Source organism: Salinarimonas soli, assembly GCF_008386575.1.
Taxonomy (GTDB): Bacteria; Pseudomonadota; Alphaproteobacteria; order Rhizobiales; family Beijerinckiaceae; genus Salinarimonas_A; species Salinarimonas_A soli.
Genome location: NZ_VUOA01000036.1, coordinates 71,628 through 95,547, shown reverse-complemented (window position 1 = coordinate 95,547; position 23,920 = coordinate 71,628). Strand labels below are relative to the sequence as shown.

Here is a 23,920-nt window from a genome sequence, read left to right as displayed (position 1 = left end):
CGCCAGGGGCAAGGGACCGTCATCAAAGGCTCATGGTGAGATGCGCTTTGCAGGGCGCGGCTCGACGCCGGCAGGACGCGCGTGAGCCGGTGGGAGACCTCGGAGGGTAGCCCGGAGCGGCTTGCTCCTGTCCCCCTCATGCTGAGGCGCGAGCGGAGCGAGCCTCGAAGCACGCACCACGCGTCACCGCCGTCCGGAGTTCCCTGGAGCGCCCTNNGGCCCGCCTCCGGCGGGCGCCTCAGGACGAGGGTAGAGGGTAGGCCGTACTTACGAGCCGGCCCCTCAGGCCGAGGGTGAGGGCTCCCCCTGATGCTGAGGAGCCTGCGCCAGCGGGCGTCTCGACGCACGCACCACGCCGGCAAAGCCGTCGTCCGATCCTGCCCGGCGGAGCACCCTCGCCCGCCCCGGGCCGGCGGGACGATAGCGTTCCGCCAGCCCGGCGCCCCCTCCCCTCACAGGTCTAGGTCGTTCTCGTCCGCGAACGCCGCGCGTTCCTGGATGAAGGCGAAGCGGGCCTCGGGCTTGTTGCCCATCAGGCGCTCGACCGTGTCGTTTACGTCCGTGCGGTCGTCCTGCTCCACCACGACGCGCAGAAGCGTGCGCTTCGTGCGGTCCATGGTGGTTTCCTTGAGCTGAGCCGGCAGCATCTCGCCGAGGCCCTTGAAGCGGCTCACCTCGACCTTGCCGTTCTTGAAATGCGTCTTTACCAGCCGCTCGCGGTGGGAGTCGTCGCGGGCATAGACGGTCTTTGCGCCCTGGGTGAGCTTGTAGAGCGGCGGCACCGCGAGGAAGAGGTGCCCGCGGTCGATGAGCCGGGGCATCTGGCGGTAGAAGAACGTGATCAGGAGCGACGCGATGTGCGCCCCGTCCACGTCCGCGTCCGTCATGATGATGACCTTCTCGTAGCGAAGGTCGTCGTCGCGGTAGGCCGCCCCCGCGCCGCAGCCGAGCGCCTGGACGAGGTCCGAGAGCTGCTGGTTCTGGTGCAGCTTGTCCCGGCCGGCGGACGCCACGTTGAGGATCTTGCCGCGCAAGGGCAGGATCGCCTGGGTGGCGCGGTCGCGCGCCTGCTTGGCCGAGCCGCCGGCCGAGTCGCCCTCGACGATGAACAGCTCGGAATTCGCCGCCCCCGCGTTGGAGCAGTCGGCGAGCTTGCCCGGCAGGCGCAGCTTGCGGGTCGCGGTCTTGCGCGCGACCTCCTTCTCCTGGCGCCGGCGCAGCCGCTCCTCGGCCCGGTCGATGACCCAATCGAGGAGCTTGTTGGCACCTTGCGGCGACGCGGCGAGCCAATGGTCGAAGGCGTCGCGGATCGCGGCCTCGACGAGGCGGGAGGCCTCCAGGGTCGCGAGCTTGTCCTTCGTCTGTCCCTGGAACTCGGGCTCGCGAATGAACACCGACAGCATCGAGGCGCAGGTCGCCATCACGTCGTCCGTGGTGACGGCGCCCATGCGCTTGGCTTGGTTGACGCGCTCGGCATGCTCGCGCAGGGCGCGGAGCAGCGCGATGCGAAGCCCGCTCTCGTGCGTGCCGCCCTCGGGCGTCGGGATCGTGTTGCAGTAGGACGAGGAGAAGCCGTCCTCGTTGGCGAGCCACGCCACCGCCCATTCCATGGAGCCGTGGCCGCCCGGCCGGGTGATCTTGCCCGAGAAAACCTGGTCGACGACGAGCTCCTTGCCCTCGATCTCGCGGGACAGGTAGTCCTTCAGGCCGTTGGGAAAGCGGAAGACCGCCTCGGCGGGCACCGGGTCGGGTCCTTCGAGAAGCGCGGGCGCGCAGCGCCAGCGCACCTCGACGCCGCCGAAGAGGTAGGCCTTGGACCGGGCCATGCGGAACAGGCGCCGGGGCTGGAAGCGCAGCTCCTCGCCGAAGATCTGCGCGTCGGGCCGGAAGCGGACCCGGGTGCCGCGGCGGTTCTGCACGCGGCCCACGGTCTCGATCGGACCCTGCGGCAGGCCACGCGAGTAGATCTGACGGTAGAGCGTCTGCCCGCGGGCGACCTCCACCTCCAGGAGCTCGGAGAGCGCGTTCACCACCGAGACGCCGACGCCGTGCAGGCCGCCCGAGGTCTCGTAGACCTTCGAGTCGAACTTGCCGCCCGCGTGCAGGGTGGTGAGGATCACCTCCAGCGCCGACTTGTCCGGAAACTTCGGATGAGGATCGACGGGAATGCCGCGGCCGTTGTCGGTCACGGTGAGGAAGCCGTCCGCGTCGAGCTCCACCTCGATGAAGGTGGCGTGGCCCGCCACCGCCTCGTCCATGGAGTTGTCGATCACCTCGGCGAAGAGGTGGTGCAGCGCCTTCTCGTCGGTGCCGCCGATATACATGCCCGGCCGGCGCCGGACGGGCTCAAGCCCCTCCAGCACCTCGATGGCGGAGGCGTCGTAGCCGCTCTCGTCAGGCGTTCCCGAGACCACGCGGGCGGCCGCGGCGCTTGCGGCGGCAGAAGCCGCGCGGCGGGACGGCGCCGGGCGGGGGAGCGTTCCAAACAGATCGTCGCCGGTCATGCGCGGTTCGTTTCGGGTTGCCGGGCGTGCGGCTGATTCGCGAATCTTGGCATTGTGTCTCATACGCCCCTTATACGAGAACAAAACGGAAACGAAAAGTGGTCAGGCCCTTATGACGCAAGCCTTTTCACGCACACGCCCCGTTCCGTTCGAGGGCCACCTTTAGCGGCTCGCGCCAAGGCACGCCATCCCGGCGGGAGGGCGCCATGGCACCGCCCCCGGGGTCGCAGTATGCACCGATGACGTTAACCCGGGGTTCACCACGGCGGCCGCTTGAGACCGGGGCCAGACCCCGGCCGCGGTCGGCGGCGGCTCGATCAGCGCGAGGCGCCGCTCAGCGCCTCGGCCTTCGCGGGCGTGATCGCCACGGACTCGCCGCAGCCGCAGGCCGAGGTCTGGTTCGGATTGTTGAACACGAAGCCGGACGACAGCTTCGTGGTCTGGAAATCCATCTCGGTCCCGAGCAGGAACAGGAGCGCCTTCGGGTCGATGAACACCCGCACGCCCCGATCCTCGACGACCTCGTCGCCGGGCTGGGCGGCCTCGGCATAGTCCATGGTGTAGGACATGCCGGCGCAGCCGCCGTTCTTCACGCCGACCCGCAGGCCCGCGATCGGTCGCTCCGCCCGGGCGATGATCGCCTTCACGCGGTCGGCGGCCGCATCGGTCAGGGACAGAACCTTCAGTTTCGGCAAAGCCATCGTGGTCTCTCCTGACGGCCGGGTTCAAGGCCCGGGCAGAACGAGGATATCCCCTCATGTAAGGGCTTGCGGGCGTTCCGTCGAGACCGGGCGGTCCCTCATGCGGCCGCGGCGTCGCCCTCCGCCTCGGCCGGGCGCAGGGGAACGCTCATCAGGCACGCGACGCCCGCCGGCTCGTAGGCGAGGCGGACCTCGCCACCGAGCTCCGCCGCGAGGCCGCGCTCGATGAGGCGGGTGCCGAAGCCCTTGCGGGTGGGCACCACCACGGGCGGGCCGCCGTGCTCGCGCCATTCGAGGCGCAGGGTGGCGTCGCTCACAGCCCAAGCGATGACCACGCGCCCGCCCTCGCTGGAGAGCGCGCCGTATTTCGCGGCGTTGGTGGCGAGCTCGTGCAGGGCCATGGCGATCGACAGGGCCATGGACGGGGTAAGGCGGACCGCCGGCCCCGCCACCTCGAAGCGGTCCGCGTCCTCCGCCCGGTGCGGCGCGACCGCGCCCGCCACCACGTCGACGAGATCGGCGCCCTCCCAGCTCTCCCGCGTGAGCACGTCGTGCGCCGCCGCGAGCGCCATGAGCCGGGCCGTGAACGTGTCGCGGGCGGCCTGCGGCGACTCGGAGCCACGCAGGCTCTGCACGGCGATCGCCTGGACGGTCGCCAGCGTGTTCTTCACCCGGTGGTTCAGCTCGTGGATGAGGAGCATGCGCTGCTCCTCGGCGCGCTTGCGCTCGGTGATGTCGAGCCCCACCGACACGGCGCCAACGATGTGCCCCGCCTCGTCCTGGAGCGGCGCGGCGCTCGACAGGAGCGTATGGACGCGCCCATCAGCGAAGACGAAGGCGTATTCCTCCTCGTGCAGCCGCTCGCCGCGCACCGCCCGCTGGAGCGGCATGTCCCGGGCGGTGACCGCCTCCCCGTCGCGCATGAGGCGGATGTGGGGGATGCCGGCCGAGCCGAAGGATTGCGTCGCCTCCGGATCGAGGCCCATGAGGTGCATGGCGTAGCGGTTGCGCACCACGTGACGGACATCGCGGTCGTGCGTGAACCAGACCGCGGCCGGCACGGTGGCGAGAACCGTCTCCAGCTCGTGCGAGCGGTCGCGGGCGGCTTCGGCGGCGCGCCGGCGCTCGGTCACGTCGATCTCGACCCCGTCCCAGACCTGGACGCCGTTCTCCTGCATGCGCGGCGCGGAGGTGCGTCGGAACCAGCGGACCTCGCCCGAGGGAGCCCGCATGGGGATCTCGATGTCGAGGGTCAGGCCGTTCTCGGCCCCGTGGCGCCGGGCCGCCTCCAGCACGGGCCGGAACTCCTCCAGCACCTGGCTGTCCAGGAGCTCGAAATCCGCGAGGACGGCCTCGGCGGTGAGCCCGTGCAGCCGCTCGACCGCGCCGCTGATATAGGTGAAGCGAAGGGCGCCGTCCGGGTCGCGCTCCAGCTGGTAGACCAGGCCGTTGGGCAGGTTGTCCGTGAGGGACCGCAGGCGGGCCTCGCTCTCGCGCAAGGCCTGCATCATCTGCTTCTGCTCCGTGACCTCCGTCGCGACGAAGGACGTTCTCGCGCCTCGGCTCGGCCCCGGGGGCAGCGGCGTGAACGTGCCGTGGAACCAGCCGAGCGAGCGGCCGTTCTGGGCGAGCTCGAATTCGAGGGTGAGCGGCCGGCCGTCCGCGTGGCAGCGGCGCATCAGGTCGCGCCAGGCGTCGCTCTGCGCCTGCGTGAAGCCGAGATCGACGAGGCTTCGGCCGTCGAGGCCACCCTCGGCTAGGCCGAGCCGCTCGGCGATCGCGCGGTTCGTCACCACGTAGACGAAGTCCTCACCGCGCTCCTCGACCACGCCCGCATGAAGGGGCGCGGCCTCGAACAGGCTCTGGAACAGGAGCCTGCTCTCCTCCAACGCTTCGTTCAGGAGATGATGGGGGCGAAGGTCCTCGATCTGGACCACCGCGCGGGGCGGATCGCCCGGCAACAGGGTGCCCGAGGAGATGCGCACCGGGATCGGCCGGCCCTGCGAACCGGGCCAATCCGTGTCGTAGGGGTCGCACCAACCCCGGGCCAGGAGTTGCGCGACCGCGTCCCGGTTGCTCTCGCCCCCCGGCGCGATCCCGGTCCAGTCGCCGCGCTCGAACGCCTCCCGGGAGACCCCGGCGAGGGCGAGGGCGTAGTCGTTGACGGCGAGGGTGCGGCCGCTCGTGAGGTCGAGGACGGCGAAGCCCGTCGTGCGGGATTGCAGGATGCCGTCCAGGATCTCGTCGGCGGGATTGCGCGGCGGCTTCTCCTGCGCGGCCAGCGCCTGGAAGGCGGCCCGCAGCACCTCGTCCGGTGAGCCGTAGGCGCCGGACGCCACCCGCTCGGCGATGAACCGCCGCAGATCGGGCGCAAGCGCGTCGTCGCTGGCTGGGGTCGCATGCATGGCCGCCAACGTAGCGTCCTGCCGGTCGATGGCAAGGCTTAGCGCCGAGCCGCTCACCACATGTCGAGGGCGACGCGGGCCTCGTCGGACATCCGCGACTGGTCCCAGGGCGGATCGAAGACCATGTTGACCTTCACGTCCTTGACGCCCGGCACGACGGCGACCGCGTTCTCGACCCAGCCCGGCATCTCGCCGGCCACGGGGCAGCCTGGGGCCGTGAGGGTCATGTCGATGGTCACGGCGCGGTCGTCGTCGATGTCGACGCGGTAGATGAGGCCGAGCTCGTAGATGTCGGAGGGGATCTCCGGATCGTAGACGGTCTTGAGCGCGGCGACGATATCGTCGGTGAGGCGCTCGATCTCGTCCGGCGGGATCGCCGAGCCGCGTTCCAGCGCCGGCGCGTTGGGCGCGGAGCCGTCGATGGGGGTGGCGTCTGTCATCGGATCACTTTCGGCGCAAACGTCGGTCGGTCACACGTAAGGAGCCCCGGCTCAGCCGAACAGGGTTTCGGCCCGGCGCAGGGCGTCGACGAGCTTATCGACCTCCGCGGTCGTGTTGTACAGGCCGAACGAGGCGCGGCAGGTTGAGGTGGCGCCGAAGCGCTCCAGGAGCGGCATGGCGCAATGCGTGCCGGCCCGCACCGCGACGCCCTGGCGGTCGATCACCGTCGCGACGTCGTGGGCGTGCGCCCCCTTCATCTCGAAGCTGACGATACCGCCCTTGCCCTTGGCCCGCCCGATGATGCGCAGCGAGTTCATGGCGCCGAGCCGCTCGTGGGCATAGGAGCTGAGTGCCGCCTCGTGGGCTTGGATGCGGTCGCGGCCGAGATCCATCATGAAGCGCAGCGCCGCGCCCAAGCCGATCACCTCAATGATCGCCGGCGTGCCGGCCTCGAAGCGGTGCGGCGGGTCGTTGTAGGTGATGCGGTCCTGGCGGACCTCGCGGATCATCTCGCCCCCGCCCTCGTAAGGCGGCATGCGCTCCAGCCACGCGCGCTTGCCGTAGAGCACGCCCACGCCCGTGGGGCCGTAGACCTTGTGGCCCGTGAAGATGAAGAAGTCCGCGTCGAGCTCGCGCACGTCGACGGGCATGTGCACCGCCGATTGCGCGCCGTCCACGAGCACGGGCACGCCGCGCTCGTGCGCCAGGCGGATGATGTCGCGCATCGGGGTCACGGTGCCGAGCACGTTCGACATCTGGGTGATCGCGACGATGCGCGTGCGGTCGGAGAGCAGCTTCTCGAACTCATCGAGGAGGAAGTTGCCCTCGTCGTCCACGGGCGCCCATTTGATCACCGCGCCTTTCCGCTCGCGCAGGAAGTGCCAGGGCACGATGTTGGAGTGGTGCTCCATGATCGAGAGGATGATCTCGTCACCCTCCTGGAAGTCCATGCGCCCGAAGCAGTCGGCGACGAGGTTGTAGGCTTCGGTGGCCGAGCGGGTGAAGACGATCTCGTCGGTGGATTCAGCGTTCAGGAACTCCCGCACGGTCTCGCGCGCGGCTTCGAAGGCCTCCGTCGCGGCGTTCGCCATGAAGTGGAGCCCGCGATGGACGTTGGCGTAGCCCCCCTCCATGGTCGCCACCATGGCGTCGATCACGGCGCGCGGTTTCTGGGCCGACGCCGCGTTGTCGAGATAGACGAGCGGCTTGCCGTAGACCTCTTTCGAGAGGATCGGGAACTGCGCCCGGATCGCGTCGACGTCATAGGGTGCGGTGGTCATGTCTCTCAACCTCTCTCCCCTCTCCCGAATGGGAGAGGGGCCGGGGGTGAGGGTGGCCAGCCTGGGAGTTCCACTGGCCCCCTCCACCTGTCATGGCCGGGCTTGACCCGGCCATCCAGCTGATCAGTCCGCCTGGCTCCGGGGCTAGATGACCGGGGAGCGAGGAAGTGCGGCGGTGGCGTGATGCGACGCGATTGGCCGCCCACCCTCACCCCCGGCCCCTCTCCCATTCGGGAGAGGGGAGAAATGGCTACCCCCGCGCCCGCAGCCAGCCGTCGATGACGCCGGTGAGGGCGGCGGCGATGTCCTCGTGGACGATTCCTTCGCCGATGGGCTCGGCGAGGAACGACTCGAGGAGAAGCGCCTCGGCCTCCTTGAGGGGAAGGCCGCGGGAGCGGAGATAGAACAGGAGGTCCTCGTCGAGCTGGCCGCAGGTGGCGCCGTGAGCGCACTGGACGTCGTCGGCGAAGATCTCGAGCTCGGGCTTGTTGTTCATCGTGCCCTCCTCCGAGAGGAGGACGGCCGCCGACATCATGCGCCCGTCAGTCTTCTGCGCCCGGCTGTGGACGATGATCTTGCCCTGGAACACGCCCGTGGCCTGCCCGTCCACCACGGTCTTGAACAGCTCGCGGCTGGTGCAGCCCGGGGCCGCGTGGTCGATGACGAGGGTCGTGTCGGCGTGCTGCGTGCCGTTGATCATCGTGGCGCCGCGGATCCCGGCATTCGAGCCCTCGCCCGCGAAGGCGAGATAGACCTGGTGGCGCGAGACCTGCGTGCCCGCCACGAGGTTGAAGCTGTCGAAGGCCACCTTCGCGCCGAGCCGCGCGGTGAGCGTGGAGAGCGCGAGCGCGTCCGACCCTTCCGCGTTGAGGCGCATATGGGCGACTTTGGCGTGATCGTCGACCACCATCTCCACGACGCCGTTCGGCTGGTAGCCGACGCCACCGGGGCCCGCATGGGTCTCCAGCAGGGTCACGGAGGCGCCGACCTCCACATGGACCAGCACCCGCGTGGCCGTGGCAAACGGCGTCGCGCCCGTGTTGAGGAAGCGCAGGTGGATCGGGCGCTCCACATGGGTGCCCGCCGCGATCCGGATCACCGCGCCGTCGCTCATGAAGGCGGCGTTGAGGGCATAGGCCGCGTTATCGTGGGCGTGGCCCACGGCGCCCATGCGGGCGAGCAGCGGATGCCCCGACCCCAGGGCCTCGCGCAGGGGCACGATCTCGACGCCGGGCGGCAGCGCTGCCGGCGCGCGGACGAGGTGGCCGTTGACGATGACCGCCTCGATGGAGTCGATCGCGGTCAGAGGCCCGTCGAGAGCCTCGGCCGCCGCGATATCTGCCTCGGTGGGCTTGCCCGCGAAGGGCGCCGCGTCCCGCAGGAGCGCGCGCAGGTCGGTGTACTTCCACTCCTCGATCCGCCGGTGCGGCAGGCCGCGCTCGGAGAAGCGCCGGAACGCGTCCTCGCGGTGGGCGGCGTCGCCCGGCAGCAGGGACTTCGTGATCGCGAAGAGGTTCGCGAGCCCGGTCTCGGCGGCGGTCTTGATCATCGCGATGTCGGCCATGACGCCCTCACGCCGCGTCGGACTGGCGGTAATCGGCATAGCCGTTCGCCTCCAGCTCCAGCGCGAGCTCCTTGCCCCCGGACTTCACGATCCGGCCGCTCGCCATCACGTGCACGGTGTCGGGCACGATGTAGTTGAGGAGCCGCTGATAATGGGTGATCACGAGGAAGCCGCGGCCCGCCTCGCGCAGCGTGTTGACGCCCTCGGAGACGATGCGCAGCGCGTCGATGTCGAGGCCGGAATCGGTCTCGTCGAGGATGCAGAAGGTGGGCTCCAGGAGCGCCATCTGCAGGATCTCCATGCGCTTCTTCTCGCCGCCGGAGAAGCCGACGTTGAGGGCGCGCTTGAGCATGTCCTTCTGGATCTCGAGCTTCGCGGCGGCCGCGTTCACCCGCTTGATGAAGTCGGGCGTCGACAGCTCCGCCTCGCCGCGCGCCTTGCGCTGGGCGTTGAGCGACGCCTTGAGGAAGGTCATCGTCGCGACGCCGGGGATCTCCAGCGGGTACTGGAAGGCCAGGAACACGCCCGCGGCAGCGCGCTGGTCGGGCTCCATCTCCAGCAGGTTCTGCCCGTCGAGCAGGATCTCGCCGTCGAGCACCTCGTAGTCCTCGCGGCCCGCGATGACGTAGGACAGCGTCGACTTGCCCGAGCCGTTCGGCCCCATGATGGCCGCCACCTCGCCCTTGTTCACGGTGAGGTTCAGCCCATTGAGGATGCGCTTGTCCTCGATCTGGACGACGAGGTTGTTGATCTGGAGCATCGTGGTCTTCTCCAACCTCATCCTGAGGTGCGCGGCGAAGCCGGGCCTCGAAGGATGCGTGAGTTCATAGTTCCGGTGACATCTGGATCGCCCTTTGAGGCCCGGCCTCTCGGCCGGGCGCCTCAGGACGAGGGAGGCGGGCCTAACCCACGCTCCCTTCGAGCGAGATCGCGATCAGCTTCTGCGCCTCGACCGCGAACTCCATCGGCAGCTTCTGGAGCACGTCCTTGACGAAGCCGTTCACGATCAGCGCCGTCGCCTCCTCGGCCGAGAGCCCGCGCTGCTGGCAGTAGAACAGCTGGTCCTCGGAGATCTTGGAGGTGGTCGCCTCGTGCTCGAACACGGCGGACGCGTTCTTCGACTCGATGTAGGGCACCGTGTGGGCCCCGCAGCGGTCGCCGATGAGGAGCGAGTCGCAGTTCGTGAAGTTACGCGCGCCCGACGCCTTGCGGTGGGCCGAGACGAGGCCCCGATAGGTGTTCTGCGAACGCCCGGCCGAGATGCCCTTCGAGATGATCCGGCTCGTGGTGTTCTTGCCCAGATGGATCATCTTGGTGCCGGAGTCGACCTGCTGCATGCCGTTCGAGATCGCGATAGAGTAGAACTCGCCGCGCGAGCCCTCTCCGCGCAGGATGCAGGACGGGTACTTCCAGGTGATCGCCGAGCCCGTCTCCACCTGGGTCCAGGTGATGACGGAGTTCCGGCCCCGGCAGTCGCCGCGCTTGGTCACGAAGTTGTAGATGCCGCCGCGGCCCTCCGCGTCGCCCGGGTACCAGTTCTGGACCGTGGAGTACTTGATCTCAGCGTCGTCGAGCGCAACGAGCTCGACCACCGCCGCGTGGAGTTGGTTCTCGTCGCGCTGGGGCGCCGTGCAGCCCTCCAGGTACGAGACGTAGGAGCCCTTGTCGGCGATGATGAGGGTTCGCTCGAACTGGCCGGTGTTCTTCTCGTTGATGCGGAAGTACGTCGACAGCTCCATCGGGCAGCGCACGCCCGGCGGGATGTAGACGAACGAGCCGTCCGAGAACACGGCGGAGTTCAGCGTCGCGAAGAAGTTATCGGTCACCGGGACGACGGTGCCGAGGTACTTGCGCACGAGCTCAGGGTGCTCGCGCAGCGCCTCGGAGATCGGCATGAAGATCACGCCGGCCTTGGCGAGCTCCGCCTTGAAGGTGGTCGCGACCGACACGGAGTCGAAGACCGCGTCGACGGCGACGCGGGAGGTCTGCACGCCGGCCAGGATCTCCTGCTCGCGCAGGGGGATGCCGAGCTTCTCGTAGGTGCGCAGGATCTCGGGATCGACCTCGTCGAGGGTCTTGGGCGCCGCGTTCATCTTCGGCGCGGCGTAATAGTAGATGTCGTTGTAGTCGACCCGGTCGTAGGAGACGCGCGCCCAGTCCGGCTCCTTCATGGTGAGCCAGCGCCGATAGGCGTCGAGGCGCCACTCGAGCATCCACTCGGGCTCGCCCTTCTTGGCCGAGATGTAGCGGACGGTGTCCTCGGTGAGGCCCTTGGCGGGCTTCTCCATCTCCACGTCCGTGACGAAGCCGTACTTATACTGGTCGACGTCGATCGACCGTACCTGTTCGATGGTCTCCTGCACCGCAGGCATCGCAATCCTCCTGTCACGGCTTCAAGGGCCGCGGGTCTGACGTGCCGGGGAAGGCGGACGGGGCGCAGCCTCAGGCCGCGTTCGCCTGCCCCTTATGTAGTGCGGCCAACGCCTTTTCGTAGGCCGCCGCGAAAGTTTCCACCGCCTGGGCGGTCGTGCCGCGCCCCATGCTGAGCCGCAGCGCCCCCTCGGCGAGAGCGGGCGCCACGCCCATGGCGTCGAGCACGTGCGAGCGCCGCACCTTGCCCGACGAGCAGGCCGATCCCGACGAGAGCGCGACGCCGGCAAGATCGAAGGCGATCAGCGCCGTCTCAGCCCGCAGGCCAGGGGTGGCGAAGAGCACCGTATTGGGCAGGCGCGGCGCGCCCGCCCCGAGCACCACGCTGCCAGGCGAGAGTCGCCCGATCGCCGCCTCGAAGGCCCCCCGCAAGCCGGAGAGCCGCTCACCTTCGGCCACGAGATCTCTAAGGACGGCCTCGGCCGCGGCTCCGAACGCGGCGATGCCGGCCACGTTCTCGGTCCCGCCCCGGCGGCCGCGCTCCTGCCCGCCCCCGCGCACCAGCGGGGCGAGCTCGTAGCCCTCCGAGGCAAGCACCAGGGCGCCGACGCCCTTCGGCGCACCGAGCTTGTGGCCCGACAGCGTGAGGGCATCGACGCCGAGCGCCGCCATGTCGACCGGGATGCGGCCTGCCGCCTGCACCGCGTCGGAGTGGACGAGGCCGCCATGCGCTCTCACCCTTTCCGCGATGCGGGCGAGCGGCTGGATGACCCCCGTCTCGTTGTTCGCAAGATGCACCGACACCAGCACCCGCCGAGGCGCGAGCTCGGCGAGACGCCGCTCCAGCCAGGCAAGGTCGACGACGCCGTCGCGATCGACGGGAATGCGCTCGACCGCGTCCTCGGGGAAACGGTGCCCCTCGAGGACGCAGACGTGCTCGGTGGCGCAGACCAGCAGCCGCTCGGGCCGCGCGCCGTCGGAGAGCCGCCGGAAGCCAGGGCTCATCACGAGGTTGGCCGCCTCCGAGCCGCCGCTCGTGAAGGTCACGCCGCCCGCACGAGCGCCCGCGAGGGCCGCGACGCGATCCCGTGCAGTCTCGACGAGCGCGCGGGCCGCCCGGCCCTCGGCATGCACGGAGGACGGGTTTCCAGGCAGCTGGAGCGCGTGCGTCAACGCCTCCGCGGCCTCCGGCAGGAGGGGCGCGGTCGCGTTGTAGTCGAGGTAGGTGCGCTGCGTTGCCGCCATCGTCATCCCGGCCCGGACAGAAAAGCCCAGCAAATTCTTGCCCCGGTCCCCGGTTGCCGTGTTAAGGCACGGCCACCACATCCCGGCGGTCAATCGCGCGCCGGCACTCCGCGGCCCCGGCAGCAGTTTAGAACGGCTCTAATTGGTTAGAACCATTCTAAAGGTCAATTAGGGGTCGGCTGGTCGGTGAGTCAAGGCGTGGTGAACGGATTTGTCGGCTGAGGCCGAACGGGTGCGAGATCGGGGACCTGAACCATGCCTGAAGTCGTTTTCACTGGCCCGGCCGGCCGTATCGAAGGCCGCTATCACCCCTCCAAGCAAAAGGGTGCGCCGATCGCCATCATCCTTCATCCCCACCCGCAATTCGGCGGGACGATGAACAACCAGATCGTCTACAACCTCTACTACACGTTCGTGAACCGCGGCTTCTCGGCCCTGCGCTTCAACTTCCGCGGCGTCGGCCGCAGCCAGGGCTCGTTCGATCATGGCGGAGGCGAGCTCTCCGACGCCGCCGCCGCCCTCGACTGGGCGCAGTCGGTGAACGGCGACGCGCGCACCTGCTGGATCGCTGGCGTGTCCTTCGGCGCCTGGATCGGCATGCAGCTCCTCATGCGCCGCCCCGAGGTGGAGGGCTTCATCTCCATCGGGGCGCCCGCGAACCGCTTCGACTTCTCGTTCCTCGCCCCCTGCCCGTCCTCCGGGCTCTTCGTCCACGGCTCCGAGGACCGGGTCGCCCCAGTCAAGGAGGTCATGTCCGTGATCGAGAAGGTGAAGACCCAGAAAGGCATCCAGATCGAGCACGCGGTGGTCGACGGCGCCAACCACTTCTTCGACGGCCGCATCGAGGAGCTGATGCAGACGGTCGACGGCTACCTCGACAAGCGCCTGGGCAAGCCGGACGAAGAGGCCGCCTGAGGTCAGGCTTCGGGGCCGGAGGCATCGCATCTCCGCCCGGGAGAAATCGCCCGAGGGGCTTCCCCTTCGGCGCCGGCCTCCCTATATTGAGGGGGTCGGTTTAGCGGCCGGCTATGGTGATAAACAGCCATCGTAATAAACCTTTCAGACCCGGGGGCGGCACCCAGCGCCCCTATCCGAGCCCAGGCTCAGCCTGGGTTTCGCCGTGGGCGAAACAGGATCGACGAAGGTGTAAAGGGTGGGCTTTCGCCTGGGATGGTTCCGTCGTCACAGGGCCGAACGATAGCTGCCGACGACAACTGTGCCGTGGATGTTTGCGCGGCCGCGTCATGCGGGCTAGCAAGTCCGACCAAAGCCCTCGGGGGTAGCACTTCGAGGCAGGGTTCGCAGGCACCTCGCAACACAAGCCTCTACTTTCCCTTTTGGACGTGCCGATGGCCAAAGACCTGATCCGCTACGATCTTCTCGTGCAGGACGCGCTGAAGGGCGTGGTGCGCAAGGTGCTGGGCGACGCCACCCGCGAGGGGCTGCAGGGCGACCACCACTTCTACATCTCCTTCCGGACGGACTTTCCCGGCGTGCGGCTCTCGCAGCGCATGCGGGAGAAGTACCCCCAGGACATGACGATCGTCCTCCAGCACCAGTTCTGGGACCTCGGCATCACGGAGCACGCCTTCGAGGTGGGCCTGTCGTTTTCGGGCGTGCCCGAGCGGCTGCTCATCCCCTTTGACGCCCTGACCGGCTTCTTCGATCCGTCCGTCCATTTCGGGCTGAAGTTCGAGATCCAGGACGCCGCGGCCGGCGCCGACGAGAGCGCCGCGCCTGTCGGCGACAGTGCTCCCCCTGTCGCCCTGCCGACCCGGCCCGCGCCGGAGCCCTCGCGGGCCGCGGAATCGGCGGCCGACAACGACAAGCCTACCGCCGACGGCTCCGCGAGCGGCGCCGAGGTCGTGAGCCTCGACGCGTTCCGCAAGAAGCCTTAGGCGCGCCGCGACACCCGCATCGGCAGCCCGCCCTCGGGGCGCAGGGTCACCCGGTGCACGGGCGTGACCTGGTGCCCCTCGGCGAGCTCGAAGCGCGCCGTGCGGATGATCTGCGCGAGCACCACCACGGCTTCCTGAAGCGCGAAGCTCGCGCCGATGCAGACCCGCGGGCCCGCCCCGAAGGGCAGGTAGGCGAAGCGGTCGACGGACCCGCGGCAATCCTCCATGAAGCGGTCGGGGTCGAAGGCGTCGGGATCGGACCAGAGCGTCCGGTGACGGTGCAGGATCCAGGGCGCCACGATCACGAGCGTGCCCCGGGGCACCTTGTAGCCCGCCACCCGGTCGTCCTCGACCGCGGCGCGGCTCATGAAGGGCACGGGTGGGAAGAGCCGCATCGTCTCCTCCAGCACGGCCCGCACGAAGGGCAAGCGCGCCAGGTCCTCGGGCCCGATCGGGTCGTCGGAGAGCGCCGCGTCCACCTCCGCCTCCAACCGCGCGCGCACGTCCGGCGTCTGCGAGATGAGGTAGAGCGCCCACGACAGCGCGTTGGCCGTGGTCTCATGCCCCGCGCCGATGAAGGTGATCACGTTCGCGCCCACCGCGATGTCCGACAGCCCCCTCCCCGTCTCCGGGTCGCTCGCTTCGAGGAGAAGCGTGAGGATGTCCCGCGGCACGGGCCCGCCCGCCGCGCTGAGGGCTTTGCGGGCGTCGATCAGCTCCGTGACGACCCGCTCGAAATAGGCGAGCGCCGGACGGGCCTGGAGGCGCCCGAGGCGGGGCAGCCAGTCCGGCATACCGAACACGTCGAGCGGATCGATGGGCCCGACCGCCTCGAAGAAGCGGGTGATGGCGCGCCCGAGCGCGTCCGGGTCGTGGGCAGGCCCCTGCGTGAAGATCGTGCGCTCCAGGACGTCGAGGGTGACCCGAGTCATCTCCAGCGACATGTCGAGGATGCGCCCGTCGCGGCGCCGCCAGCGGCGCAGCATCCGCTCCGTGGCAGCCCCCATGGCGGGTACGAAGCCCTGCACCGTGCGTGGCGTGAAGAGCGGCGCCAGGGTGCGACGCTGGAGCCGCCATTCCTCCCCATCCGCGGTGAGCAGGCCGTCCGCCATGCCGGGCGCCAGCACCCGCCGCTGCAGCTCGTCCTTGCGGTAGGCACCCGCGTTGTCGACGAAGACGTGCCGGATCGCGGCCGGGTCGTTCACGATCATGACGCGCCCGAGCACGCCCTTCGTCATGACGATCGGCTCCTCGAAATGCACGTCCATCCAGCTTGTCAGCGGGTTGGTGCGGGCCGCGTGCAGGAACGCGAAGAGGTCCGGCTGCGTGGTTCGGGGCGTCGGTGCGGGCGGGCGAAACAGGGTCTGGGCGGTCACAGGAGCCATCGTTCTAGGGGTGTAGGGCACAACGGGGATCGCAAGGGTTCGATCCGCTTCCTACATGGGGCGGGCGCTTCACCGCAGGGAGTGACCGATGACCGCGACCCGCACCGAGACCGACACCTTCGGACCCATCGAGGTTCCGGCCGACCGCTACTGGGGCGCCCAAACCCAGCGCTCGCTCCAGAACTTCCGCATCGGCGGCGAGCGGATGCCGGTGCCGCTGGTGCGAGCGCTCGGCCTGGTGAAGCAGGCCGCGGCCCTCGTGAACCGCGATCTCGGCGCCCTGGAACCGCGCGTGGCGGATGCCGTCGCGGCGGCAGCCGCTGAGGTCGTGGAGGGCCGCTTCGACGACGAGTTCCCCCTCGTGGTCTGGCAGACGGGCTCGGGCACGCAGTCCAACATGAACGCCAACGAGGTGATCGCGAACCGGGCCAACGAGGCGCTCGGCGGGCAACGGGGCCAGAAGTCGCCGGTCCACCCGAACGACCACGTCAATCGCGGCCAGTCCTCCAACGACACGTTCCCGACCGCGATGCACCTCGCCGCGGCGATCGAGATTAACCAGCGTCTCGTGCCGGCCCTGCGGCACCTGCGCCGGGAGCTCGCCGCGAAGGCCGACGAGTTCGCGGACGTGGTCAAGATCGGCCGCACCCATCTCCAGGACGCTACTCCGGTCACGCTCGGCCAGGAGTTCGGCGGCTATGCGGCGCAGGTTGAGCTCGGGATGCAGCGCGTCGAGGCGACCCTGCCGGGGCTCTACGCCCTCGCGCAGGGCGGCACGGCGGTGGGAACGGGCCTCAACACCCATCCCGAATTTGCCGAGCGCTTCGCCGCGAAGGTCGCGGAGCTCACGGGCCTGCCCTTCGTGACGGCGCCGAACAAGTTCGAGGCGCTAGCCTCCCACGACGCCCTCGTGTTCACCCAAGGCGCGCTCGCGAGCCTCGCCGCCGGCCTGTTCAAGATCGCCAACGACGTGCGCCTCCTGGGCTCGGGGCCGCGCTCAGGCCTCGGCGAGATTTCGTTGCCGGAGAACGAGCCGGGGTCGTCGATCATGCCCGGCAAGGTCAACCCGACCCAGGCGGAGGCCCTGACCATGGTCTGCGCCCAGGTGATGGGCAATGCCGCCACGGTCTCCTTCGCGGGCAGCCAGGGGCATTTCGAGCTCAATGTGTTCAAGCCCGTGATCGCGAACGCGGTGCTGCAATCGGTGCGGCTTCTCGCCGACTCGGCCGTGAGCTTCGCCGACAACGCGGTGAGCGGCATCGAGGCGAACCGCGAGCGCATCGGGGATCTCATGAGCCGCTCGCTCATGCTCGTCACGGCGCTCGCGCCCAGCATCGGCTACGACGCGGCGGCGGCGATCGCCAAGGCGGCCCACAAGAACGGCACGACCCTCAAGGAGGAGGCGGTCCGCTCCGGCCACGTTACGGCCGAGGAGTTCGACCGCGTGGTGCGGCCGGAGGGCATGCTGGCGCCGGGCTAGGGTCGCGATCCACCCTCCCCGCGCTTGCAGCGGCTCGCCCCTGCATGACAGCGCGCCGCCTCCCGGCTAATCAGGGGCAGCGAGGGGGGATGCCACATGACGGACGACACGAAGGTCGCGCTGGTGACGGGCGCAGCGCGGGGGATCGGGCTTGCGGCCGCGAAACGCTTCCTCGCCGACGGATGGCGCGTCGCGCTTCTCGACGTCCAGGGCGACCTCCTGCGCGAGAGCGTGGCCGCCCTCGACGCGCCAGACGCCGCGCTCGCCGTGGAGGCCGACGTGTCCGACCCCGGCGCGGTGACCCGCGCGGTGGCGGCCGTGGCGGCCCGGTTCGGGCGGCTCGACGCGCTCGTAAACAATGCGGGCATCGCCGTGTTCAAGCCGCTGCTCGAGACCACGCACGAGGACTGGACGCGGGTGCTGGCCGTGAACCTCACCGGCCCGTTCCTGTGCGTCCAAGCCGCCGCGCCCCTCATGGCCGAGACGGGCGGTGGCGCCATCGTGAACATCACCTCGATCTCGGGGCTGCGCGCATCGACCCTTCGCGTCGCCTACGGCACCAGCAAGGCGGCGCTGGCGCATCTCACCAAGCAGGCCGCAGTGGAGCTTGCCCATCTCGGCATCCGGGTGAACGCCGTCGCCCCGGGCCCGGTCGACACGGCGATGGCGAAGGCGGTCCACAGCCCGGAGATCCGCGCCGACTACCACGACGTGATCCCCCTGGAGCGCTACGGCCTGGAGGAGGAGCTCGCCGAGACGATCCACTTCCTGTGCAGCCCCCGCGCCTCCTACGTCACGGGCCAGGTCCTTGCCGTCGACGGCGGCTTCGACGCGGCCGGGATCGGGCTCACCACCCTGCGGGCGGCTCGGCGGAACCTGTGATTCCCCTCCCAGTCCCTCTGCCTGCATGGCGGGGAGAGGACGGCACGACGCGACGCCGCGGCACGTGACAGCGGCGCCGACCCTGCTAAAACCGTGCCCAAACCAACGGCATGCCGCATGAGGACCCGATGATCCCGAACGCCTCCCGCGAGTTCAATTTCGACCTCGGCGAGACCGCCGACGCCATCCGCGAGAGCGTGCGCGGCTTCGCCCAGGAGCGCATCGCGCCCCGCGCCGAGGAGATCGACCGCACCAACACCTTCCCCCGCGACCTGTGGCCCGAGATGGGCGCGCTCGGCCTGCACGGCATCACGGTCGACGAGGAGTACGGCGGCACGGGCCTCGGCTACCTTGAGCACGTGGTCGCCATGGAGGAGGTGTCCCGCGCCTCCGCCTCGGTGGGCCTGTCCTACGGCGCCCACTCGAACCTGTGCGTCAACCAGATCAGCCGCAACGGCAACGACGCGCAGAAGCGGACATACCTGCCCAAGCTCATCTCCGGCGAGCATGTCGGCGCGCTCGCCATGTCCGAGCCGGGCTCCGGCTCCGACGTGGTCTCCATGCGCACCCGCGCCGACAAGCGCGGCGACCGCTACGTCCTCAACGGCAACAAGTTCTGGATCACGAACGGCCCCGAGGCCGAGACCCTCGTGGTCTATGCCAAGACCGACCCGGAGGCCGGCCCACGCGGCATCACTGCCTTCCTGATCGAGAAGGGCATGAAGGGCTTCTCCACCCACCAGAAGCTCGACAAGCTCGGCATGCGCGGCTCGGACACGTGCGAGCTGGTGTTCGAGGATTGCGAGGTGCCCGAGGAGAACGTGCTCGGCGAGGTGGGTAAGGGCGTGAACGTCCTGATGTCCGGCCTCGACTACGAGCGCGCCGTGCTTGCCGCTGGACCGCTTGGCATCATGCAGGCCTGCATGGACGTGGTTCTTCCTTACGTTCACGAGCGCAAGCAGTTCGGCAAGCCGATCGGCACCTTCCAGCTCGTCCAGGGCAAGGTCGCCGACATGTATGTCGAGATGAACGCTGCCAAGGCCTATGTCTACGCGGTGGCCAAGGCCTGCGACCGCGGCGAGACCACCCGCGAGGACGCGGCGGGCGCCATCCTCTACGCCGCCGAGAAGGCGACGAAGTGCGCGCTGGACGCCATCCAGCTGCTCGGCGGCAACGGCTACATCAACGACTACCCGACGGGCCGCCTGCTGCGCGACGCCAAGCTCTACGAGATCGGCGCCGGCACGAGCGAGATCCGCCGGATGCTGATCGGGCGGGAGCTGTTCGAGAAGACGGCCTGACGGCCGAGGAGACGCGGGCCACGCGAGCCGAGCCACCTCCTCCGGCCTCTGGTGCCGTGAGGTCAGCCGTGGCATCGTCCGGCCGCCACAAGGAGAACCCTCGATGACAGCAGCCCACCTCGTCCAAGCCAGCGGCGCCGCGATTCCGGCGATCGGCCTCGGCACCTGGCCGCTCAAGGGCGAGGACTGCTCGCGGGCCGTCGCCGAGGCGCTGCGGGTCGGCTACCGGCACATCGACACGGCGGCGATGTACGGCAACGAGGAGGCCGTCGGCGCGGGGCTGAAGAGCTCAGGGTTGGGCCGCGACGAGGTCTTCGTCACCACGAAGGTCTGGTACGAGGAGATCGCGCCCGGCCGCCTTGAGCGATCGGCGGAGGCCAGCCTGCGGCGCTTGGGTCTCGACCAGGTCGACCTTCTGCTCATCCACTGGCTGAGCCCCGACGTGTCGGTGGAGGATTCGGTGGGCGCGCTCTGCAACGCGAAACGCCAGGGTCTTGCCCGGCACGTGGGCATCTCGAATCATCCAGTCGCGCTCATGCGGCGCGCCCTGAGCGCCACGACCGAGCCCCTCGTGGCGAACCAGTGCGAGTACCACCCGCGGCTCGAGCAGAGCGCGGTCCTGGCGGCCTGCCGCGAGGCCGGGATGGCCTTCGTGTCCTACTCGCCCATCGGGCGGGGCGACCTGTCGGACGACCCGGTCGTGACTGAGATCGCGGCCCGCCATGGCAAGACCTCGGTCCAGATCTTGCTGCGCTGGCACGTGCAGCAGCCCGGCGTGGTGGCGATCCCGAAATCCGGCAACCCGACGCGCATCGCCGAGAACCTCGCCGTGTTTGACTTCAGCCTCTCCGAGGAGGAGATGGCCCGCCTTCACGGCATGGCGCGCCCGGACGGCCGCAAGGTCGCGCCGGACTTCGCGCCGCGCTGGGATTGAAGGCTACACGGCCGGCAGCCAGGCGCGCAGCCGGCGCACCGCCTCGCGGCAATCGTCGTGCGACCCGGCGAAGGAGAAGCGCACGTGGTGCGCCCCCTCGGCGGCGTCGAAATCGACCCCGGGCGTCGCGGCGACGCCCGCCTCGGCCAGCATGCGCCGGCAGAAGGCGATGGAGTCGTTCGTGAAGCGCGCCACGTCCGCGTAGATGTAGAAGGCGCCGTCCACGGGATGGGTATCCCCCAGGCCGAGCGAGGGGAATGCGTCGAGGAGGAGGGCCCGGTTCGCCGCGTAACCCTCCTTCACGGCCTCCAGCTCCTCGCGCGCCTCGAAGGCGGCGAGCGCCGCGACCTGCGAGAGATAGGGCGCCGAGATGTAGAGGTTCTGCGCCAGGCGCTCGACGGCACGGGTCAGGCGCTCGGGGACCACGAGCCACCCGACCCGCCAGCCCGTCATGCAGAAGTACTTCGAGAAGCTGTTCACGATCACCGCGTCGTCGTCGACCGACAAAGCCGTGCGGGCGGGCTCGCCATAGGTGAGCCCGTGATAGATCTCGTCGGAGACGAACCACAGCCCGAGGCGGCGGCACGCGCCGCCGAGATCGGCAAGCGCCGCGGCGCCGATCATCGTGCCAGACGGATTGGCGGGGCTCATGGCAAGGATGCCGCTGAGCGGCCGCTCGGCGTGAGCCCGCTCGACGGCGGCCGCTGTCATCACGTAGCCGGTCGCCCGCTCCAGGGGCAGCGCGACCGCCTCGATGTCGAGGGCCTCCAGGATGTTGCGGTAGGCCGGGTAGCCAGGAGCGGTGATGGCCACGCGCGCGCCCGCGTCGAAAAGGCTCAAGAATCCGAGAACGAAGCCCGCCGACGAGCCCGTCGTCACCACGATCCGCTCGGGCGCGACCGCGACGCCGTAGGTCTCGGCATAGTGGCGGGCGATGCGCTCGCGCAACGGCGCGATGCCGAGAGCCTCCGTGTAGCCGATCCGGCCGAGGTCCAGGGCGGCCTTCGCGGCCTCGCGCGCGGCCCGTGGCGCGGGCGCGGAGGGCTGGCCCACCTCCATGTGGACCACATGGTCGCCCCGGCGCTCCTTCGCGGTCGCGGCGGCGAGCACGTCCATGGCGAGGAAGGGGGCGACGCGCTCGGCGCGGCGCGAGAGGGCCGGAAGGGCGGAGGGATGTCGGGTCATGGGGGACAGGTACAGCCTCGCCTCCCCGCCCTCAAGCGCGCCGGGCCGGCCGGCTTGCGAAGGCGTGATTTGACCGGCCGCCCAGAAAGCCTTTAACGCAAGGGCTCATGAGGCCGTTCAGCTCCCTCCCCTCCCTCGCCCGCCGCGCGCTCGCGGCAGCGCTCGCCGTGAGCATCGGCGCGGGCGCGGCCCAGGCCCAGGCGCCGAACGGCCGCTCGCTCCCGATCATCCGCGACGCCGAGATCGAGACCCTCCTGCGAGAATACGCGGCGCCGATCTTCAAGGCGGCCGGCATCGACGCCAAGGCGGCGCAGATCATCCTGGTGAACGACCGCTCCTTCAACGCCTTCGTGGCGAACGGGCGAAAGATCTTCGTGAATGTCGGTGTGCTCATGGACGCCGAGACCCCCAACGAGGTGATCGGCGTCCTCGCCCACGAGGCCGGGCACATCGCCGGCGGTCACCTGGCACGGCTCAGGGCGGAGCTCGCCAACGCCCAGATTCTGTCCGTGGTGGGCATGCTGGCGGGTGCCGCCGCGGTGGCGGGCGGGGCGGCCTCGGGCGGGCGCATCGGCTCCAACGGCGCGGGCGCGATCGGGGCGATCGTCGGCCCGCAGGAAATGGTCCGCCGCAACCTCCTGTCCTACCAGCGCTCCGAGGAGCAGGCGGCCGACCAGGCGGCGGTGCGCTACCTCAACGCCACGGGCCAGTCGCCGCGCGGCATGATCACCACGTTCCGGCGCTTCGCCGAAAGCGGCCTGTTCCGCTCCACGTCCGTGGATCCCTATCTCCTGAGCCACCCCCTGCCCACCGAGCGGATCGCGCAGCTCGAGACCCTCGCCAAGGCGAGCCCGCATTACGGCGCCAAGGACGCGCCGGCCCTCCAGGCCCGCCACGATCTCATGAGGGCGAAGCTCTACGGCTTCATGGAGCGCCCCGACGTGGTGCTGCGCCGCTATCCGCCCGGCGCCGCCACCCCCGCGGCCCGCTATGCCCGCGCCATCGTGGCTCATCGCTCAGGACGGCTGTCCGAGGCACAAAGCCTCATGAGCGAGCTCACGCAGGCGCAGGCCTCGAATCCTTATTTTCACGAGCTGCACGGGCAGATCCTCCTCGAGAGCGGCCGCGCCCGCGAGGCCGTGGGCCCCTTGCGCCGAGCGGCCTCGCTCGCGCCGAACGCGGCCACGATCCGCGCGATGCTGGGCCAGGCGCTCGTGGCGCTCGGCGACCGCGCCTCCCTCGACGAGGCGATCCGCCAGCTCTCCAATGCGGCGCAGCGCGATCCCGACGCGCCCGACACCTTCCGCCACCTCTCCCAGGCCTATGGGCAGAAGGGCGACATCGGCATGGCCGAGGTCTCGGCCGCGCAGGCCGCGATGAACGGCGGCGACCTCAAATATGCCCAGACCCTCGCCTATCGCGCCATGTCGAAGCTCAAGCCCGGCTCGCCCGGCTACGTCAAGGCGGACGACATCGTGAACTTCCGCCCCTCCTCGGCCCGCTGACCGCGCCCAAAAGGACCCACCATGCTGGCACGCACCCTCCTCCCCGGCCTCGCCCTCGCCCTCGCGCTCTCGACGGCGCCGGCCGGCGCCCAGACCGCGCCCTTCAACCCCGAGCAGCGCCGGGCCATTGAGGGGATCGTCAAGGACTACCTCCTCGCCCATCCGGAGCTCCTTCAGGAGGTCTTCGCGGAGCTGGAGAAGCGCCAGGGCGAGGCGCAGCGCACCGCGCAGGCGGACGCCCTCCAGAGCGAGCGCGCGCGGCTCCTCGATTCGAGCCGGGATCATATCGGCGGCAACCCGGCGGGCGACGTCACCCTCGTGGAGTTCACCGACTACAATTGCGGCTTCTGCAAGCGGGCGCTCGGCGACATCAAGGCGATGATCAAGTCCGATCCGAAGCTGAAGGTGGTGTTCAAGGACTTCCCCGTCCTAGGGCCGGGCTCGGTGGAGGCGGCGCGCGTCTCGGCCGCCGCCCGGATGCAGCTGAAGGCCGACCGGCAGTTCGATTTCCACACCCGCCTCATGGAGACCAAGGGCCCCGTGAACGGCGAGCGCGCCCTGACGCTGGCCAAGGAGATGGGGCTCGACATGGGGCGCCTCCAGAAGGACATGGACGGCGCCGACGTGAAGGAGTCGATCCAGACCAACGTGATGCTCGGCGACAAGCTAGGCCTGACCGGCACGCCCGCCTTCATCGTCGGCGACGAGGTGATCTTCGGCGCCGTCGGGCTTGAGCCCCTGCGCAAGGCGGTGGACAACACCCGCAAGTGCGGCAAGGCCACCTGCTGAGGCGGCCCGCCCCACGGGCCTTGGGACGACGGCGTCGCCGGCCTTTGCGCC

19 protein-coding genes and 1 other RNA gene are annotated in these 23,920 nt (G+C 69.8%); 9 read left to right on the top strand and 11 right to left on the bottom strand.

Translation table 11 applies throughout. The annotated features are described in order from the left end of the window. Window positions 1-452: 452 nt before the first annotated feature. The 9 genes from parE to F0L46_RS20225 form a co-directional block, all read right to left on the bottom strand. Window positions 453-2,504, bottom strand: a complete 2,052-nt coding sequence (parE, locus tag F0L46_RS20265) for a DNA topoisomerase IV subunit B (RefSeq protein WP_149820954.1) — start codon at window positions 2,502-2,504, stop codon at window positions 453-455. 317 nt (window positions 2,505-2,821) lie between these two features. Then, window positions 2,822-3,205: a Fe-S cluster assembly scaffold SufA gene (gene sufA, locus F0L46_RS20260; protein WP_149820952.1), complete on the bottom strand. Its 384-nt coding sequence runs from the start codon at window positions 3,203-3,205 to the stop codon at window positions 2,822-2,824. Between the two features lie 98 nt (window positions 3,206-3,303). Next, on the bottom strand, window positions 3,304-5,610 hold the full coding sequence (locus F0L46_RS20255; protein WP_240540083.1) for an HWE histidine kinase domain-containing protein: 2,307 nt from the start codon (window positions 5,608-5,610) through the stop codon (window positions 3,304-3,306). A gap of 53 nt (window positions 5,611-5,663) precedes the next feature. After that, window positions 5,664-6,050 carry an SUF system Fe-S cluster assembly protein gene (locus F0L46_RS20250; RefSeq protein WP_149820948.1) on the bottom strand — a complete coding sequence of 129 codons (387 nt, stop codon included), beginning with the start codon at window positions 6,048-6,050 and terminating at the stop codon, window positions 5,664-5,666. A 51-nt stretch (window positions 6,051-6,101) separates the two neighbouring features. Beyond that, window positions 6,102-7,331, bottom strand: a complete 1,230-nt coding sequence (locus F0L46_RS20245; protein ID WP_149820946.1) for a cysteine desulfurase — start codon at window positions 7,329-7,331, stop codon at window positions 6,102-6,104. A 250-nt stretch (window positions 7,332-7,581) separates the two neighbouring features. After that, the gene (gene sufD, locus F0L46_RS20240) at window positions 7,582-8,895 is read right to left on the bottom strand and encodes a Fe-S cluster assembly protein SufD (protein ID WP_149820944.1); all 1,314 of its coding nucleotides are present in this window, start codon (window positions 8,893-8,895) and stop codon (window positions 7,582-7,584) included. 7 nt (window positions 8,896-8,902) lie between these two features. Next, window positions 8,903-9,655, bottom strand: coding sequence for a Fe-S cluster assembly ATPase SufC (gene sufC / locus F0L46_RS20235; protein ID WP_149820942.1), 753 nt, complete (start codon window positions 9,653-9,655; stop codon window positions 8,903-8,905). A 142-nt stretch (window positions 9,656-9,797) separates the two neighbouring features. Beyond that, complete coding sequence (sufB, locus tag F0L46_RS20230) at window positions 9,798-11,267, bottom strand: Fe-S cluster assembly protein SufB (RefSeq protein ID WP_149820940.1); 1,470 nt, start codon at window positions 11,265-11,267, stop codon at window positions 9,798-9,800. Window positions 11,268-11,337: 70 nt separating this feature from the next. After that, a complete protein-coding gene (locus tag F0L46_RS20225) occupies window positions 11,338-12,510 on the bottom strand; it encodes a cysteine desulfurase family protein (protein ID WP_149820938.1) in 1,173 nt (390 codons plus the stop codon). 255 nt (window positions 12,511-12,765) lie between these two features. Between F0L46_RS20225 and F0L46_RS20220 the strand changes: the two genes are divergently transcribed. The 3 genes from F0L46_RS20220 to F0L46_RS20210 all read left to right on the top strand — a co-directional run bounded on the left by F0L46_RS20220 (window position 12,766) and on the right by F0L46_RS20210 (window position 14,408). After that, a complete protein-coding gene (locus F0L46_RS20220) occupies window positions 12,766-13,425 on the top strand; it encodes an alpha/beta hydrolase (protein ID WP_149820937.1) in 660 nt (219 codons plus the stop codon). Window positions 13,426-13,480: 55 nt separating this feature from the next. Then, window positions 13,481-13,840, top strand: a transfer-messenger RNA (tmRNA) gene (ssrA, locus tag F0L46_RS20215). Window positions 13,841-13,859: 19 nt separating this feature from the next. After that, entirely contained in the window at window positions 13,860-14,408 is a 549-nt protein-coding gene (locus F0L46_RS20210; RefSeq protein ID WP_149820935.1) for an SspB family protein, read from the top strand. Here F0L46_RS20210 and F0L46_RS20205 read toward each other — a convergent pair. Further along, a complete protein-coding gene (locus tag F0L46_RS20205; protein ID WP_149820933.1) occupies window positions 14,405-15,793 on the bottom strand; it encodes a cytochrome P450 in 1,389 nt (462 codons plus the stop codon). The two genes, F0L46_RS20210 and F0L46_RS20205, sit on opposite strands and share 4 nt — an antisense overlap. Before the next feature lie 88 nt (window positions 15,794-15,881). Between F0L46_RS20205 and fumC the strand changes: the two genes are divergently transcribed. From fumC to F0L46_RS20185, 4 genes are all read left to right on the top strand, one after another. Next, window positions 15,882-17,273: a class II fumarate hydratase gene (fumC, locus tag F0L46_RS20200; protein ID WP_149820931.1), complete on the top strand. Its 1,392-nt coding sequence runs from the start codon at window positions 15,882-15,884 to the stop codon at window positions 17,271-17,273. A gap of 96 nt (window positions 17,274-17,369) precedes the next feature. Beyond that, on the top strand, window positions 17,370-18,155 hold the full coding sequence (locus F0L46_RS20195; protein ID WP_149820929.1) for an SDR family NAD(P)-dependent oxidoreductase: 786 nt from the start codon (window positions 17,370-17,372) through the stop codon (window positions 18,153-18,155). 128 nt (window positions 18,156-18,283) lie between these two features. After that, window positions 18,284-19,456 (top strand): isovaleryl-CoA dehydrogenase, encoded by a 1,173-nt coding sequence (locus F0L46_RS20190; RefSeq protein WP_149820927.1) that lies wholly within the window; start codon window positions 18,284-18,286, stop codon window positions 19,454-19,456. A gap of 103 nt (window positions 19,457-19,559) precedes the next feature. Beyond that, window positions 19,560-20,390 carry an aldo/keto reductase gene (locus tag F0L46_RS20185; RefSeq protein ID WP_149820925.1) on the top strand — a complete coding sequence of 277 codons (831 nt, stop codon included), beginning with the start codon at window positions 19,560-19,562 and terminating at the stop codon, window positions 20,388-20,390. Window positions 20,391-20,393: 3 nt separating this feature from the next. Here the strand turns inward: F0L46_RS20185 and F0L46_RS20180 are convergent, their stop codons facing one another. Beyond that, complete coding sequence (locus F0L46_RS20180; protein WP_149820923.1) at window positions 20,394-21,575, bottom strand: pyridoxal phosphate-dependent aminotransferase; 1,182 nt, start codon at window positions 21,573-21,575, stop codon at window positions 20,394-20,396. Window positions 21,576-21,682: 107 nt separating this feature from the next. Here F0L46_RS20180 and F0L46_RS20175 point away from each other — a divergent pair, with 107 nt between their 5' ends. Together F0L46_RS20175 and F0L46_RS20170 are read left to right on the top strand one after the other, a co-directional pair. Beyond that, entirely contained in the window at window positions 21,683-23,080 is a 1,398-nt protein-coding gene (locus F0L46_RS20175) for a M48 family metalloprotease (protein ID WP_149820921.1), read from the top strand. Between the two features lie 21 nt (window positions 23,081-23,101). Then, window positions 23,102-23,869 carry a DsbA family protein gene (locus tag F0L46_RS20170; RefSeq protein WP_149820919.1) on the top strand — a complete coding sequence of 256 codons (768 nt, stop codon included), beginning with the start codon at window positions 23,102-23,104 and terminating at the stop codon, window positions 23,867-23,869. Window positions 23,870-23,920: the final 51 nt, after the last annotated feature.

Bases quoted from the DNA above. Each gene is read 5' to 3' on its own strand.
- F0L46_RS20185 (WP_149820925.1), top strand. From the start codon at position 19,560: ATGACAGCAGCCCACCTCGTCCAAGCCAGCGGCGCCGCGATTCCGGCG.
- sufA (WP_149820952.1), bottom strand. From the start codon at position 3,205: ATGGCTTTGCCGAAACTGAAGGTTCTGTCCCTGACCGATGCGGCCGCC.
- F0L46_RS20170 (WP_149820919.1), top strand. From the start codon at position 23,102: ATGCTGGCACGCACCCTCCTCCCCGGCCTCGCCCTCGCCCTCGCGCTC.
- F0L46_RS20210 (WP_149820935.1), top strand. From the start codon at position 13,860: ATGGCCAAAGACCTGATCCGCTACGATCTTCTCGTGCAGGACGCGCTG.
- F0L46_RS20250 (WP_149820948.1), bottom strand. From the start codon at position 6,050: ATGACAGACGCCACCCCCATCGACGGCTCCGCGCCCAACGCGCCGGCG.
- sufC (WP_149820942.1), bottom strand. From the start codon at position 9,655: ATGCTCCAGATCAACAACCTCGTCGTCCAGATCGAGGACAAGCGCATC.
- F0L46_RS20245 (WP_149820946.1), bottom strand. From the start codon at position 7,331: ATGACCACCGCACCCTATGACGTCGACGCGATCCGGGCGCAGTTCCCG.
- F0L46_RS20205 (WP_149820933.1), bottom strand. From the start codon at position 15,793: ATGGCTCCTGTGACCGCCCAGACCCTGTTTCGCCCGCCCGCACCGACG.
- F0L46_RS20220 (WP_149820937.1), top strand. From the start codon at position 12,766: ATGCCTGAAGTCGTTTTCACTGGCCCGGCCGGCCGTATCGAAGGCCGC.
- F0L46_RS20255 (WP_240540083.1), bottom strand. From the start codon at position 5,610: ATGCATGCGACCCCAGCCAGCGACGACGCGCTTGCGCCCGATCTGCGG.
- fumC (WP_149820931.1), top strand. From the start codon at position 15,882: ATGACCGCGACCCGCACCGAGACCGACACCTTCGGACCCATCGAGGTT.
- parE (WP_149820954.1), bottom strand. From the start codon at position 2,504: ATGACCGGCGACGATCTGTTTGGAACGCTCCCCCGCCCGGCGCCGTCC.
- F0L46_RS20175 (WP_149820921.1), top strand. From the start codon at position 21,683: ATGAGGCCGTTCAGCTCCCTCCCCTCCCTCGCCCGCCGCGCGCTCGCG.
- F0L46_RS20195 (WP_149820929.1), top strand. From the start codon at position 17,370: ATGACGGACGACACGAAGGTCGCGCTGGTGACGGGCGCAGCGCGGGGG.
- sufB (WP_149820940.1), bottom strand. From the start codon at position 11,267: ATGCCTGCGGTGCAGGAGACCATCGAACAGGTACGGTCGATCGACGTC.
- F0L46_RS20190 (WP_149820927.1), top strand. From the start codon at position 18,284: ATGATCCCGAACGCCTCCCGCGAGTTCAATTTCGACCTCGGCGAGACC.
- sufD (WP_149820944.1), bottom strand. From the start codon at position 8,895: ATGGCCGACATCGCGATGATCAAGACCGCCGCCGAGACCGGGCTCGCG.
- F0L46_RS20225 (WP_149820938.1), bottom strand. From the start codon at position 12,510: ATGGCGGCAACGCAGCGCACCTACCTCGACTACAACGCGACCGCGCCC.
- F0L46_RS20180 (WP_149820923.1), bottom strand. From the start codon at position 21,575: ATGACCCGACATCCCTCCGCCCTTCCGGCCCTCTCGCGCCGCGCCGAG.